Origin of the sequence: Nocardioides aquiterrae, assembly GCF_039526625.1 — a bacterium.
Classification (GTDB): domain Bacteria; phylum Actinomycetota; class Actinomycetes; order Propionibacteriales; family Nocardioidaceae; genus Nocardioides; species Nocardioides aquiterrae.
In genome coordinates, this window is the sequence record NZ_BAAAJE010000030.1 from 294,486 (window position 1) to 308,644 (window position 14,159).

Sequence of the window (14,159 nt, forward strand, 5' to 3'; positions counted from 1 at the left end):
CGTCCTACGCCGTCGTCCCGGGTTCGAGGCGGGCGCCCTGATCGAGGACGACGTTCTCGCCGACCGTCGACCGGCGCCCGATCAGCACGATCGCGTCTGGATCGTCGGGGTCGGTGTCGGGCGAGCCGACCTCGGCGCCCGGACCGACCACGCACTCCTGGTCGACGATCGCCCAGTCGAGTCGGGCACCGGCGCGGACGCGGGTGTCGCGGAAGACGACGCTGTCGCGCACCAGCGCGCCCTCCTCGACGACCACGCCCGGCCCGATCACGCTGCGGATGACGGTCCCGCTGACGGAGGAGCCCGGGCTGAGCAGGCTGTCGGAGGCCCGGCCGCCGTCGAGGACCCGGGCGGCCGGCCGCTGCAGCTGGTGGCTGAGGATCGGCCAGTCGAGGTCGCCGAGCACGCCCAGGTCGTCGGTCAGGACGTCGTGGTGGGCGGCGAGGTACTTGTGCGGCTGGCCGAGGTCCTTCCAGTAGCCGGGCATCGGGTGGGCGAACGTGCGCCCCCGGTCGACCAGGCGCGGGACCAGGTGCTCGCCGTAGTCGCCGAGCCCGGTGTCACCCTCGTCGGCGTCGGCGCCGAGCTCGCGGTGGAGCTCCTCCAGGACCTCGACCAGGACCGCCGGGTCGTAGACGAAGATCTCGGTCGCCACCGTCCCGGTCGCGGGCTCGTCGGGCTTGTAGGCGAAGCCGGTGACCCGCCCCTGGCCGTCCGCCACGACCGTCGCGTGGTCGCCGGCCTCCTCGATCGGCACCTCGGTCGTCACGATCGTGCACTCCGCGCCGGTCCGGCGGTGCGCGTCGAGCGCCTCGTTCAGGTCGAACCGGTAGACGTGGTCGGCGCTCAGCACGACGAGCAGCTCCGGGCCGTCGGCCACGACCTGGTCGCGGAAGCGGTAGAGCTCGTCGGCGTTCCCCTTCGCGAATCCCTCCTCGTCGGTCCCGCCCGTGCCCTGCTGCGGCATCAGCAGCCGCAGCCCGCCCCGGTTGCGGTCCAGGTCCCAGGGCCGGCCGTTCGCGACCTCCTCGCCGAGCCCCGCGCCCTGGAACTGCACCGACAGCCAGACGTCGCTGATCCCGCTGTTCGCGAGGTTGGACAGCGGGAAGTCGACCAGCTGGAAGACGCCGGCGAACGGCAGCGTGGGCTTGGCCCGCTCGCGGGTCAGGACGTCCATCCGGCCGCCGGCGCCACCGGCCTGGACGAGGGCGAGCACGTGGGAGCGCGTCATGCTCGCCTGGTGCCCGATGTCACCCTCCGGCACGCCCCGCGGCAGGCATGGCCGACACCCGGATCCGGGTACGGGGCGCGGCATGAAGCTGATGCGAACCGCCGCGCTGATCGGGATCGGGAAGAAGCTCTACGACGAGGGCCGCAAGCCGGAGAACCAGGCCCGGATCAAGGCCGCCGTGGCCAAGGTCCGGGAGCGCCGCAACCGGCGCTGAGGGCCGGCGTCACCGGCGGGCGAGGTCGAGCCGGCGCATCACGGGCGCCGCGAGCGCTCCGTGCACGAGCACCGAGAGCACGATCGTGAACGACACCGTCGACCACAGCCAGTCCGACCCCAGCTCGTCCGCGTGCCCCGCTGCGTAGCTGAGGTAGTAGATCGAGCCGATGCCGCGCACCCCGAAGAACGCCACGGCCCGCCGCTCGCCGCGCTCGAGGCAGCCGTGCAGGGCGAGCGTCCCGGCGAGCGGCCGGACCAGGAAGACCAGCGCGACACCGATCGCGACGCCCTTCCAGTCCAGGCTGCCCAGCAGGCCACGGCTGAGCGCGATGCCGAGCACCAGCAGCACGAACAGCGTCAGCAGCCGCTCCAGCCGCTCGGCGACCTGGTGCATCGCGGCGTGGTAGTCGTGCGAGCGCTCCGCGGACCGGAACGTCATCGCGCACGCGAAGACCGCGAGGAAGCCGTAGCCGCCGGCGACCTCGCCGACGCCGTACGCCGTGACCAGCGCCGCGAGCGCCATCAGCGACTCGCCGCGCTCGGCCACCCGCAGCGACCGGCTGTTGGATCGGAAGGCGGCGTAGGCCAGCAGCCGCCCGACGACGATGCCCGTGAGCACACCGATCACGACCTTGGCGATCAGGTACCAGCCGACCCACTCCAGCGCCCAGTGGGAGACCGCGCCCTCGGTGGCGAGCAGGATGGCGGCGTACACGAACGGGAACGCCAGCCCGTCGTTGAGGCCGGCCTCCGAGGTGAGCGTGAAGCGGACCTCGTCGTCCTCGTCGACCTCGTGGTCGTCGCCGGTCTGCGGGCCGGCGACCTGCACGTCGGAGGCGAGCACCGGGTCGGTCGGCGCCAGCGCCGCGCCGAGCAGCAGCGCGGCGGCGGGCGGCGCCCCGGCTACCCAGGCGAGCAGGGCGACGGCGCCGATGGTCAGCGGCATGCCGATCCCGAGCAGCCGCCACGTCGCGCCCCACCGGCGCCAGGACGCTCGCTGGCGCAGCGCCAGCGGCCGGTCCAGCGCCAGCCCGACGCCCATCAGCGCGACGAGCACGACGAGCTCGGTGACGTGCTCGATCGTGGCCCGGTTCTCCTGCGGGTCGAGCGGCATCCCGTCGGGCAGCGGCGTCAGGCCGAGGAGCAGGCCGACGCCGACCAGCACCATGGGAGCGGACACCGCCCACCGGTCCAGCAGCTCGGGCAGCACGATCGCCAGGAGCAGGCTCCCGCCGGCGACGAGGTAGACGAGGTCGGCGGTCACCGGTACGGAGTACCCGCCTGAGGCCCTGGTGCTACGTCGTCGTGGCGAACGCCTCAGCGACCACGTCGAACGCCTCCTCCAGCAGCGCGTCGCTGATCGACAGCGGCGGCAGGAAGCGGAAGACGTTGCCCCAGGTCCCGCAGGTCAGCGTGACGACGCCGTGCTGGTGGCAGTAGGCCGAGATCGCGCCGGTCCGCACCGGGTCCGGCTCGGTGGTGCCGGGCTTGCCCAGCTCGATCGCCATCATCGCGCCGCGGCCGCGGACGTCGGCGATCACGTCGTGCTCGGCGCGCAGCTCGGCGAGGCGGCGCTCCATGATCGCGCCGATCTCGCGGGCGCGGGCGGCGAGGTCGTGCTCCTTCATCTCCTCGATGGCGCCGAGCGCCGCGGCGCAGGCGACCGGGTTGCCGCCGTACGTGCCGCCGAGGCCGCCGACGTGCACGGAGTCCATCAGGTCCGCCCGGCCGGTGACGCCGGCCAGCGGCAGGCCGCCGGCGATGCCCTTGGCGGTGGTGACCAGGTCCGGGACCACACCCTCGTGGTCGCTGGCGAACCAGTCGCCGGTGCGGCAGAAACCGGACTGGATCTCGTCGGCGACGAACACCACGTCGTGCTGCCGCGCCCACGCGGCGAGGACGGGCAGGAAGCCCGGGGCCGGTACGACGAAGCCGCCCTCGCCCTGGATCGGCTCGATCACGATGCAGGCCAGGTTGGCCGCGCCGACCTGCTTGTCGATCACGTCGATCGCGCGGGCCGCGGCCTCCTCACCGGAGAGCCCGTCGCGCAGCGGGTAGGACATCGGCGCGCGGTAGACCTCGCCGGCGAACGGGCCGAAGCCGTTCTTGTACGGCATGTTCTTGGCCGTCATCGCCATCGTGAGGTTGGTGCGGCCGTGGTAGGCGTGGTCGAAGACGACGACCGCGTCCCTGCCGGTCGCGACGCGCGCGATCTTCACGGCGTTCTCGACGGCCTCGGCGCCGGAGTTGAACAGCGCGCTCTTCTTGGCGTGGTCGCCGGGGGTCAGCTCGGCCAGCGCGGCGCACACGTCCACGTAGCCGTCGTACGGCGTGACCATGAAGCAGGTGTGCGTGAACGCCTGCACCTGCTCGACCACGTTGCGGGTCACCGCGGGTGCGGCGTTGCCGACGCTGGTGACCGCGATGCCTGAGCCGAGGTCGATCAGCGAGTTGCCGTCCACGTCGACGAGAACGCCGCCACCGGCCGCGACCACGAACACCGGGAGCGTGGTGCCGACGCCGTCCGCGACGTGCGCCTTCTTCCGGTCCAGCCGCTCCAGCGAGCCGGGGCCGGGGATCTCGGTGACGAGGCGGCGCTCCTGGGGGAGCGAGGGGCCGCCGACAGCAGATTCGGTCATGAATCGAAGCCTCTCACGAGTGGTTCCGTTCTCGGCAGGGGATTCGGGCGACGATTTCGCGAGCAGCGCACCGCGTGCGGGAGACTTCTCCCGTGAGAGACGTCGCGATCCTCGGCAGCACCGGCTCCATCGGCACCCAGGCCCTGGAGATCGTGCGGGCGAACCCGGACCGGTTCCGGGTGGTCGCGCTGACCGCCGGCGGTTCGAACCCGGAGCTGTTCGAGCGGCAGGTGGCCGAGTTCGCGGCGGCGTACTCCGACCTGTTCCGGGGTCTCGGTGAGGACGCCAGCGTCGAGGCCGCCTCGCGGGAGTGCGACGTCGTCCTCAACGGCATCACCGGGGCGGTCGGCCTGCGCCCGACCCTCGCCGCCCTCGACGCCGGCAACACCCTGGCGCTCGCCAACAAGGAGTCGCTGATCATGGGCGGCCCCTTGGTGCTCGACCGCGCCAAGCCGGGCCAGATCGTGCCGGTGGACTCCGAGCACAGCGCGCTGGCGCAGTGCCTGCGCGGCGGCACCCCGGAGGAGGTACGCCGGCTCGTGCTCACCGCGAGCGGCGGCCCGTTCCGCGGCCGGAGCCGCGAGGAGCTGGCCGGCGTGACCGTGGAGGAGGCGCTCGCGCACCCCACCTGGGACATGGGGCCGGTCGTCACCATCAACTCCGCGACCCTGGTCAACAAGGGCCTGGAGGTGATCGAGGCGCACCTGCTCTTCGGCATCCCGTTCGACCGGATCGAGGTCGTGGTGCACCCGACGAGCGTCGTGCACTCGATGGTGGAGTTCGTCGACGGCTCCACGCTCGTGCAGGCCAGCCCGCCGACGATGCTGATCCCGATCGCGCTCGGCCTGGCCTGGCCGGACCGGGTGCCGGACACCGCGCCGCCGGTCGACTGGACGCGGCCGCAGACCTGGGAGTTCTTCCCGCTCGACGACGAGGCGTTCCCGGCGGTGTCCCTCGCCCGGGCCGCGGGGGAGCGCGGCGGCACGGCGCCCGCGGTCTACAACGCCGCCAACGAGGTGTGCGTCGAGGAGTTCCGGCAGGGCCGGCTCGCCTTCACCGAGATCGTCCCCACGGTTCAGGCGGTTCTCAGCCGTCACGACGTACCCTCTGAGGTGACGGTCGAGGCCATCCTCGACGCGGATGCCTGGGCTCGGGAAACCACCCGAGACCTTCTCAACCCACCGTAACCGACCGAGGATCGACCAACTCGTGACGACATTGTTCTACGTGCTCGGCGTGGTGATCTTCGTGGTCGCCATCCTGGCCTCGATCGGGCTGCACGAGCTCGGCCACATGATCCCGGCGAAGAGGTTCGGCGGGAAGGTCACCCAGTACTTCATCGGGTTCGGCCCCACCGTGTGGAGCACGCGCAAGGGCGAGACCGAGTACGGCATCAAGGCGATCCCGCTCGGCGGCTACGTCAAGATCGTCGGGATGCTGCCCCCGGGCGCCACCGAGCTGGCCGAGGAGGTCACCACCGACGCCGAGGGCAACCAGGTCGTCCGGGTCCGCAAGTCCAACACCGGCATGTTCACCCAGCTCATCTCCGACGCGCGCGCGGCCGAGTGGGAGACCATCGGCCCGGAGGACAGCGAGCGGCTCTTCTACAAGATGCCCTGGTGGAAGAAGGTCATCGTGATGGCCGGCGGGCCCACGGTGAACATCCTCATCGCGTTCGTCCTCTTCTGGATCGTCTTCGGCACCTACGGGCAGCGCTCGCTGGAGCCCGACACCGGGCAGCCGGTGATCGACGAGGTCTCGCAGTGCGTGATCCCGTACGCCGAGGAGGGCCGCGCCTGCACGGCCGACGACCCCGCGACGCCGGCGGTCGAGGCCGGCCTGCGGCCCGGCGACGTGATCACCAGCTTCAACGGCACCACGATCACCGACTGGGACCAGCTGCGCACGCTGATCCGCGGCAACGACGACGGCACCGCCGTCATCGGCTACGAGCGCGGCGGCAGGCAGCTCACCGGCACCACGAGCACCACGGTCGAGGCGCGGCCCGGCTCCGCCACGGACCAGACGCTGCGCCAGGTCGGCTTCCTCGGCGTCACGCCGACGACGCACACGGTGGTCGAGACGGGCGGCCCGATCTACACGCTCGACCAGATGGGCACGATGACCAAGCAGAGCGTCGAGGCGCTCGCGACGCTCCCGGTGAAGGTCTGGGGTGTCGCCGAGGCCATCGTCGGCGTCAAGGACCGCTCGATCGACAGCCCGGTCAGCATCGTCGGAGGCGGACGGATGGCCGGCGAGACCGTCTCGCACCAGGACTTCCCGCTCGCCGAGAAGACCGTCTTCCTGCTGATGCTGGTCGCCGGCTTCAACCTGTTCATCGGTCTCTTCAACTTCATCCCGCTGCTCCCGCTCGACGGCGGCCACATCGCCGGCGCGCTGTGGGAGGCGCTGCGGCGGGCGTTCGCCCGGCTGCGTGGCCGGCCGGACCCCGGCTACGTCGACGTGGCGAAGCTGCTGCCGATCGCGTACTGCGTCGCCGGTGTGCTCCTCGTCATGGGCGTGGTGCTGATCGTCGGGGACCTCGTCGTCCCCATTCACATCGAGTCCTAGGATCGAACGCATGACCGAGATCAGCCTGGGCATGCCGTCGGCCCCGCCGCCGGTGCTCGCACCGCGCCGCAAGACCCGCCAGATCCAGGTGGGCAAGGTCGGCGTCGGCAGCGACCACCCGATCTCGGTGCAGTCGATGACCACCACCCTCACCGCCGACGTCAACAAGACGCTCCAGCAGATCGCCGAGCTGACGGCCTCCGGTTGCGACATCGTCCGGGTCGCCTGCCCGAGCCAGGACGACGCCGACGCGCTGCCGGCGATCGCCCAGCACTCGCAGATCCCGGTCATCGCCGACATCCACTTCCAGCCCAAGTACGTCTTCGCTGCGATCGACGCCGGGTGCGCCGCCGTCCGCGTGAACCCCGGCAACATCCGGCAGTTCGACGACCAGGTCAAGGAGATCGCGGCCGCTGCCAAGGACCGCGGCACCTCGATCAGGATCGGCGTCAACGCCGGCTCGCTCGACAAGCGGCTGCTCGAGAAGTACGGCAAGGCCACGCCCGAGGCGCTGGTCGAGTCGGCGGTGTGGGAGGCCAGCCTCTTCGAGGAGCACGACTTCCACGACTTCAAGATCTCGGTGAAGCACAACGACCCGGTCGTGATGGTGCGCGCCTACGAGATGCTCGCCGAGCGCGGCGACTGGCCGTTGCACCTCGGCGTCACCGAGGCAGGCCCGGCGTTCCAGGGCACGATCAAGTCCGCGACGGCGTTCGGCGCCCTGCTCTCCCAGGGCATCGGCGACACCATCCGCGTCTCGCTCTCCGCCCCGCCGGTCGAGGAGGTCAAGGTCGGCCTCCAGATCCTGGAGTCGCTGAACCTGCGTCCGCGCCGGCTCGAGATCGTCTCCTGCCCGTCCTGCGGCCGCGCCCAGGTCGACGTCTACAAGCTCGCCGACGAGGTGACCGCGGGGCTCGACGGCCTCGAGGTGCCGCTGCGCGTCGCGGTGATGGGCTGCGTGGTGAACGGGCCCGGCGAGGCCCGCGAGGCCGACCTCGGGGTCGCCTCCGGCAACGGCAAGGGCCAAATCTTCGTCAAGGGCGAGGTCGTCAAGACCGTGCCCGAGTCGCAGATCGTGGAGACCCTGATCGAGGAGGCCATGCGGATCGCCGAGGGCATGGAGTCCGTCGACGGGGCGGCCGCGCAGGTCACCGTCTCCTGAACTCCGGACGAACAACCCCTCCAGGCTGTTCTCGCCGGGGGGCTCGAGGGCGCACAATCCGTCCGTGACCATCTCGCGTCGGCGGCTGCTCGGCACCGCGTCCGTGTCCGGAGCAGTCGCGGCGACGGGGGCGGCGCGCTGGCTGCCGGCCGCCGCCGCTCCGCGGCTGCCCGCCCCGAAGGACTCCGGTATCGAGCACGTGGTGCTGGTGATGATGGAGAACCGGTCCTTCGACCACTACCTCGGCTGGCTGCCGGGCGCCGACGGCAAGCAGGCCGGGCTCAGCTACGTGGACCGCCGCGGCGTGCGCCACGAGACCCACCGCCTCACGGCGTACGACGGCTGCGGCTTCGAGGACCCCGACCACTCGTGGGAGGGCGGCCGGATCCAGTTCAACGGCGGGAAGTTGGACGGCTTCTTGAGGTCCGGCAACAACGACCTGATGGCGATCGGCTACTACACCGACGAGGACCTGGCGTTCTACGGCCGGGCGGCGCGGGACTGGACCGTGTTCGACCGCTACTTCTCCGCGGTGATGGCCGAGACCTACCCGAACCGCTTCTACCAGCACGCGGCGCGGACCGACCGGCTGCACAACAACACCGACAAGTGCACGCTGCCGACGATCTGGGACCGCCTCGCGGCCAAGGGCGTCTCCGGCACCTACTACTTCAGCGACATCCCGTTCACGGCGCTCTGGTACGGCAAGTACTCGAGCATCTCCAAGCCGTTCACGCAGTTCCTCGGCGACGCGGCGGCCGGCACGCTGCCGGCGGTGTCGTTCGTCGACCCGCGGTTCCTCAACGAGGAGACCGGGATGTCGAACGACGACCACCCGTTGGCCGACATCCGCGCCGGGCAGGCATTCCTCAACCAGGTCTACGACGCGGTCCGCACGGGGCCGGGCTGGGAGAAGACGGTGCTGGTCATCAACTACGACGAGTGGGGCGGCTTCTACGACCACGTCCGGCCGAGCCGTGCTCCCGACGTGTCGAGGAAGACCGCGCTGCGCGGCTTCCGCACCCCGGCGCTGATGATCTCGCCGCTCGCGCGGCGCTCGCACGTCTCCCACCAGACCTACGACCACACCTCGGTGCTCAAGATGATCGAGTGGCGCTGGGGCCTCAAGCCGCTGACGCCGCGGGACAGGGCCGCCCGCAACCTGGCGGAGGCGCTCGACTTCGCGAGCGGGCCCGACCTGACCGCGCCGACGTACGACGTCCCGCAGATCGTGCCGGTCGGGTGCGAGCCGGACGAGTCCAAGTCCGCGGACTGGGCCGCGCTCAAGCGGCTCTCGATCGAGCTGGGAATGAGGCCGAAGACGTGGTGAAGCGGCTGGCCCTGACCGTCGCGCTGGTGCTGACCGGTGCGCTCCTCTCGCCCGCGTGCAGCGGGGTCCCGGACGCGCCCGCGCGGCCGGAGTCGTACGTGCCGCCGGTCCGGCACGTGTTCGTGATCAACATCGAGAACAAGGGCTACGACCAGACCTGGGGCAGCGGCTCCGCGGCGCCGTACCTCGCCCGGACGCTGCGCGCGAAGGGCGTGCTGCTGAACAAGTACTACGGGACCGCGCACAACTCGCAGCCCAACTACGTCGCGCAGGTCTCCGGGCAGGGCCCGAACCCGGAGATGCAGGCGGACTGCCAGGTGTTCACGGACTTCACGCGCACGACGACGGCGGACCCGGACCAGGCGGTGGGGACCGGCTGCGTCTTCCCCGCGGACGTGCCGACGCTGCCGCGGCAGCTCACGGACGCGGGGCTGACGTGGAAGGGCTACATGGACGACATGCGCGAGCCCTGCCAGCACCCGGACGTCGGCGCCGTCGACCCGACCCAGCACGCGACCGCGAAGGACAACTACGCGGCCCGGCACAACCCGTTCGTGTACTTCCACTCGATCATCGACCACCCGGCGTACTGCAAGCACCGCGTCGTGCGGCTCGGCCGGCTCGCGCGCGACCTGCAGCACGCGCGGACCACGCCGAACCTCGCCTACATCACCCCGGACCTGTGCAACGACGGCCACGACGCACCCTGCGCGGACGGCCGGCCGGGCGGGCTGACATCGGTCAACGCCTGGCTGAAGCGGTGGGTGCCGAAGATCCTGGCGTCGCCCGCGTTCCGCCGGAACGGCGTCCTGATCATCACCGCCGACGAGTCCGACGGTCCCCAGTCGGACTCCGACGCGTGCTGCGGCCCCGCGACGTCGGTGAACTCGCCGATGCCCGGCATCACCGGCCCGGGTGGCGGCAAGGTCGGCGCGCTGCTGATCTCGAGGTGGGTCGAGCCGGGCACGTGGAGCACCACGCCGTACAACCACTACTCGCTGCTCGGGTCGATCGAGGAGATCTTCGGGTTGCCGAAGCTCGGCTACGCGCGGGACCCGGGCGTCGAGACGTTCGGCCTCGACGTGTGGAACGGATACTCGCCGTCCTAGTCCGCTCGCCCCGGGCGGGCACGTAGGCTTCCGCCGTGCTCACGACCCGCCACGGCGTCCGTCCGCTCGGAGCTGCGGACCTGGACGCGTTCCTCGCGCTCGCGCGGCAGGACCCGGTCGTGAACGTGTTCGTCGACTACCGGGCGACCACCACCAACCTCGAGCCGCGCTGGCTCGGCGGGGAGATGTGGGGGCGGTTCGACAACGGGGAGCTCACCTCGGCCTGCCACGTCGGCGCCAACCTGGTGCCGGTGCAGGCCGACCCGGACGACGCCGCGGCGTTCGCCGAGCGGGCGCTCGCCCGGGGCCGGACCGTCTCGACGATCGTCGGGCCGCAGGAGGCCGTGCGGTCGTTCTGGAACGGCGTCGCCGCCTCCTGGGGCCGGCCGCGGGAGGCGCGCTGGGAGCAGCCGCACCTCGAGATCGCGGCGCTGCCGAAGGTGGCCGCGGACCCGCGGGTGCGGAAGTCGACCCGCGCCGACCTGAACGAGCTCTACCCGGCGTGCGTGGCGATGTACACCGAGGAGGTCGGCATCTCGCCGGAGTACGGCGGGGGAGCGGAGCTCTACCGCGCCCGGGTCACCCAGCTGGTCAGCCGCGGCTGGTCGTTCGCCCGGTACGACGACGGGCAGCTGGTGTTCAAGGCCGAGGTCGCCTGCGCGACGCCGTACGCCGCCCAGATCCAGGGGGTCTACGTGCCGCCCGCCCACCGCGGCCGCGGCCTGGCCACCGCCGGCATGGCGGCCGTCGTCAACATCGTGCGCCGCGAGCTCGCCCCCGTCGTGTCGCTGTACGTCAACGACTGGAACACCCCCGCCCGCGCCGTCTACGAGAAGGTCGGCTTCCGCGAGACCGCGCGCTTCGCGACCGTCATGTTCTGAGCTCCTCCACAGGCGGCCCGTGGCCGGTTTCGCTCGCGCTCGCGACGGGGAATGATGGCCGACGTGACCGGTACTCGGGCGGTCATTGCCGCTGTTGGTGTTGCACTGGTGCTCGGGGTCGCCGCCTGTTCGGGTAGTGACCCCGAGCCGCGGCTCGCGCCGCCGTCGAACTCCGCGCCGAGCACGCCGAGCACGTCGCCGGTTGCGACGAGCCTCGACCCAGCGGGGACTGTCCAGGCTTGGATCGCTGCCCAGAATGACGCGCTGTCAACCGGCGACACTGCCGGGCTTCGCGCGTTGGGTGCCAAAGGCTGTCGGGGCTGCGCTGACTTCGTCAAGCCGATCGAACGGGTCTACGCGGATGGCGGGCACTTCGATACCGAGGGATGGTCCGTCATCGCAGCGAAGACACGGCCGGGCTCAGACAACCCTGCTGTTGTCGATGTCGCCGTTTCGATCGCTGGCGGAAGGACTACCCCGAAGGCCGGCGCAGATCCGGTCGTCTATGGGCGCCAGAAACGGATCATGCTGTTCAAACTTGTGCCCGCGGGCGGTCGGTTGCTCGTGAACTTCGTCGGGTTCGTCGAGTGATCCGGCTGGTCGCCGCACTGGCACTTGGGATCGCTCTCGCGGTCCTCCCGGCGCCGTCAGCAACGGCAGCCTGCCACGTGGTTCGGCAAGAGGAATGGGTTAACGGGCAACTGCACATCTATTGGGTGAAGCACTGTGAGTCCAGTTCGCAGACGGGGACGACGCCGGTTGGGACGCTCCCGCCCCGTGATTCTGGATGGGACGCCGCCTGCGTACGGACGGCGATCACCCTCGGCGTAGATCCGGCAACCTTCTGTGACGTGCCTCCGGGCGCAGCGCCGCCATCCGTCACGCCGGGTCTCGTTGCCCGGGCTTTGCGACGCATTGACCTCCCCGCCTCCGAGCTCAGCGTCCAACCCCCCAATGGCCGGACCCTGGTCAACTTCGACACGAACTTCTACACCGAGAACGGGGAGTTCACCCGGACCGTGACCCTGCTGGGCCAACGGGTCGAGCTGCGGATCTGGCCGGCGCGGTACGGCTGGCGGTTCGGGGACGGCCAGCAGCGCTGGACGACCACGCCGGGCGACGCCTACCCCCACCTCGAGGTCACCCACCGCTACCTGCGCAAGGGGCGGGTGAGCCCGAGTGTGGACACGACCTACGCGGCGCAGTTCCGCGTGAACGGCGGCCCGTGGCGCGACGTGAACGGCACGGTCACCATCCCGGGCACGCCTCAGCGGCTCCGCGTCGTGACCGCGCGCCCCGTTCTCGTCGGCGGGTGAGAAGTGTGGTCGATCCGACGCACCAGGTGCGTCGAATCGACCACACTTCGCTGCCCGGCCGCTGGACTGGAACCTGATGGACTGGCCGCGGTCGTCAACACCATGTGCCGCGAGCTCTACCCCCGCCCCGGGCCGTCTACGAGAAGGTCGGCTTCCGCGAGACCGCCCGCTTCGCGACCGTCATGTTCGGAGCTTCTCCACAGGCGGCGCGTGGCCGGTTTCGCTCGCGCTCGCAGCGGGGAATGATGGCCGACGTGACCGGTACTCGGGCGGTCATTGCCGCTGTTGGTGTTGCACTGGTGCTCGGGGCCGCCTGTTCGGGTAGTGACCCCGAGCCGCGGCTCGCGCTGCCGTCGAGCTCCGCGCCGAGCACGCCGAGCACGTCGCCGGCGTCCAGCCAGACCGCGCCCACCCTGCCTCCCGAGGCGAAGGGCACGGACGCGAAGGCGGCCGAGGCGTTCGTGAAGTTCTACTGGGAGATGGTCAACTACGCCCAGCGGACGGGCGACGTCGGGGCGCTCCAAGCACTTGGCCCTGACTGCGGGGGCTGCGACGCAGGCATCGCCTTCATTACTGATGTATACGACCGAGGTGGCTCCATACGCGGAGGCGAAGGTCACCTAACGAAGTTGAGTACCGGGTTCATCGGTAAGAACCATGATCGCGCTGTCGTGCGGTGCCACGTCGTCACAACAGAGCAGAATGTTGACCTTCCGGGCACCAAGCACGACAAGACCTATTCGGGCGGAGATCAACCCTTCCAGTTCCAACTCGACCCCGTGGAATCGGGCTGGGTGGTCACCTTCATGGGTGCGCAATGAGGGTCTGCGTTCCCTTGATCGCGGCGCTGATGCTGTCGGCGTTGCTAACCAGTCAGTCGTTCGCAGGCGACGGATCCAGCGTCTCCAGCAGCAACACGGGCTTCATCGTCCAAGTTCTCGAGCATCAGCACGGCTCGTCAGACTCCGATGCCAGTCACAGCGCCGACCCCGTGGTCGCAACCTTCACCGACCCACAGTGTGCCATTGGGGGCGACGAGACCTGCGCGGAGCCGGCACTCTGCGACAACGGTGATCCCATGCTGTTCACCGTCTATGTCACTTCCGGTGGCGAGGTAGTCAACGGTGGCAACAATTGCCCCACAGACGGGTCGTTGACAGTGCTGCCCGAGGTCACCCCAGGATTGGTTCTTGCCGCCCTCCAACGCATTGACCTGCCCGCCTCCGACCTCAACGTCCAGCCCCCCAATGGCCGGACCCTGGTCAACTTCGACACGAACTTCTACACCGAGAACGGGGAGTTCTCCCGGACCGTGACCCTGCTGGGCCAGCGGGTCGAGCTGCGGATCTGGCCGGCGCGGTACGGCTGGCGGTTCGGGGACGGCCAGCAGCGCTGGACGACCACGCCGGGCGACGCCTACCCCCACCTCGAGGTCACCCACCGCTACCTGCGCAAGGGGCGGGTGAGCGCGAGCGTGGACACCACCTACGCGGCGCAGTTCCGCGTGAACGGCGGCCCGTGGCGCGACGTGAACGGCACGGTCACCATCCCGGGCACGCCGCAGCAGCTGCGGGTGGTCACGGCACGGCCCGTCCTGGTCGGCGGCTGACCCGGACTTGTCGGCCAATCCCTGACGTTGTCGGCCGAAGTTTCGAATCTCCTGACTGATGTGTGGGTCAGGTTCGGCCGGGGAGGACGGGTCGG

The 14,159-nt window shown here is 70.7% G+C and carries 14 protein-coding genes; 11 read left to right on the plus strand and 3 right to left on the minus strand.

Annotated elements, in window-relative coordinates; genetic code table 11:
- Positions 1-4: 4 nt before the first annotated feature.
- The gene (locus ABD086_RS23790; RefSeq protein WP_343910879.1) at positions 5-1,231 is read right to left on the minus strand and encodes a glucose-1-phosphate adenylyltransferase family protein; all 1,227 of its coding nucleotides are present in this window, start codon (positions 1,229-1,231) and stop codon (positions 5-7) included.
- An 82-nt stretch (positions 1,232-1,313) separates the two neighbouring features.
- Between ABD086_RS23790 and ABD086_RS23795 the strand changes: the two genes are divergently transcribed.
- The gene (locus ABD086_RS23795; protein WP_343910881.1) at positions 1,314-1,445 is read left to right on the plus strand and encodes a hypothetical protein; all 132 of its coding nucleotides are present in this window, start codon (positions 1,314-1,316) and stop codon (positions 1,443-1,445) included.
- Positions 1,446-1,454: 9 nt separating this feature from the next.
- Here ABD086_RS23795 and ABD086_RS23800 read toward each other — a convergent pair whose 3' ends face one another.
- The gene (locus tag ABD086_RS23800; RefSeq protein ID WP_343910883.1) at positions 1,455-2,711 is read right to left on the minus strand and encodes a cation:proton antiporter; all 1,257 of its coding nucleotides are present in this window, start codon (positions 2,709-2,711) and stop codon (positions 1,455-1,457) included.
- Positions 2,712-2,742: 31 nt separating this feature from the next.
- Positions 2,743-4,086, minus strand: coding sequence for a 4-aminobutyrate--2-oxoglutarate transaminase (gene gabT / locus ABD086_RS23805; RefSeq protein WP_343910884.1), 1,344 nt, complete (start codon positions 4,084-4,086; stop codon positions 2,743-2,745).
- Positions 4,087-4,178: 92 nt separating this feature from the next.
- On the opposite strand from gabT, the gene dxr reads away from it, so the two are divergent.
- The 10 genes from dxr to ABD086_RS23855 all read left to right on the plus strand — a co-directional run bounded on the left by dxr (position 4,179) and on the right by ABD086_RS23855 (position 14,064).
- Positions 4,179-5,273: a 1-deoxy-D-xylulose-5-phosphate reductoisomerase gene (gene dxr / locus ABD086_RS23810; protein ID WP_343910885.1), complete on the plus strand. Its 1,095-nt coding sequence runs from the start codon at positions 4,179-4,181 to the stop codon at positions 5,271-5,273.
- A 22-nt stretch (positions 5,274-5,295) separates the two neighbouring features.
- A complete protein-coding gene (locus tag ABD086_RS23815; RefSeq protein ID WP_343910886.1) occupies positions 5,296-6,657 on the plus strand; it encodes a M50 family metallopeptidase in 1,362 nt (453 codons plus the stop codon).
- Positions 6,658-6,667: 10 nt separating this feature from the next.
- Positions 6,668-7,819, plus strand: coding sequence for a flavodoxin-dependent (E)-4-hydroxy-3-methylbut-2-enyl-diphosphate synthase (ispG, locus tag ABD086_RS23820; protein ID WP_343910888.1), 1,152 nt, complete (start codon positions 6,668-6,670; stop codon positions 7,817-7,819).
- Between the two features lie 64 nt (positions 7,820-7,883).
- Positions 7,884-9,149, plus strand: coding sequence for an alkaline phosphatase family protein (locus tag ABD086_RS23825; RefSeq protein WP_343910890.1), 1,266 nt, complete (start codon positions 7,884-7,886; stop codon positions 9,147-9,149).
- Complete coding sequence (locus tag ABD086_RS23830) at positions 9,143-10,258, plus strand: alkaline phosphatase family protein (protein WP_343910892.1); 1,116 nt, start codon at positions 9,143-9,145, stop codon at positions 10,256-10,258. Before ABD086_RS23825 ends, ABD086_RS23830 begins: the two co-directional genes overlap by 7 nt.
- A 35-nt stretch (positions 10,259-10,293) precedes the next feature.
- Positions 10,294-11,139 carry a GNAT family N-acetyltransferase gene (locus tag ABD086_RS23835; RefSeq protein WP_343910893.1) on the plus strand — a complete coding sequence of 282 codons (846 nt, stop codon included), beginning with the start codon at positions 10,294-10,296 and terminating at the stop codon, positions 11,137-11,139.
- 54 nt (positions 11,140-11,193) lie between these two features.
- Positions 11,194-11,730 (plus strand): DUF6318 family protein, encoded by a 537-nt coding sequence (locus ABD086_RS23840; RefSeq protein WP_343910895.1) that lies wholly within the window; start codon positions 11,194-11,196, stop codon positions 11,728-11,730.
- 314 nt (positions 11,731-12,044) lie between these two features.
- Entirely contained in the window at positions 12,045-12,455 is a 411-nt protein-coding gene (locus ABD086_RS23845) for a hypothetical protein (RefSeq protein ID WP_343910897.1), read from the plus strand.
- A 245-nt stretch (positions 12,456-12,700) separates the two neighbouring features.
- The gene (locus tag ABD086_RS23850) at positions 12,701-13,276 is read left to right on the plus strand and encodes a DUF6318 family protein (protein ID WP_343910899.1); all 576 of its coding nucleotides are present in this window, start codon (positions 12,701-12,703) and stop codon (positions 13,274-13,276) included.
- A 14-nt stretch (positions 13,277-13,290) separates the two neighbouring features.
- On the plus strand, positions 13,291-14,064 hold the full coding sequence (locus tag ABD086_RS23855) for a hypothetical protein (protein ID WP_343910901.1): 774 nt from the start codon (positions 13,291-13,293) through the stop codon (positions 14,062-14,064).
- Positions 14,065-14,159 lie beyond the last annotated feature (95 nt).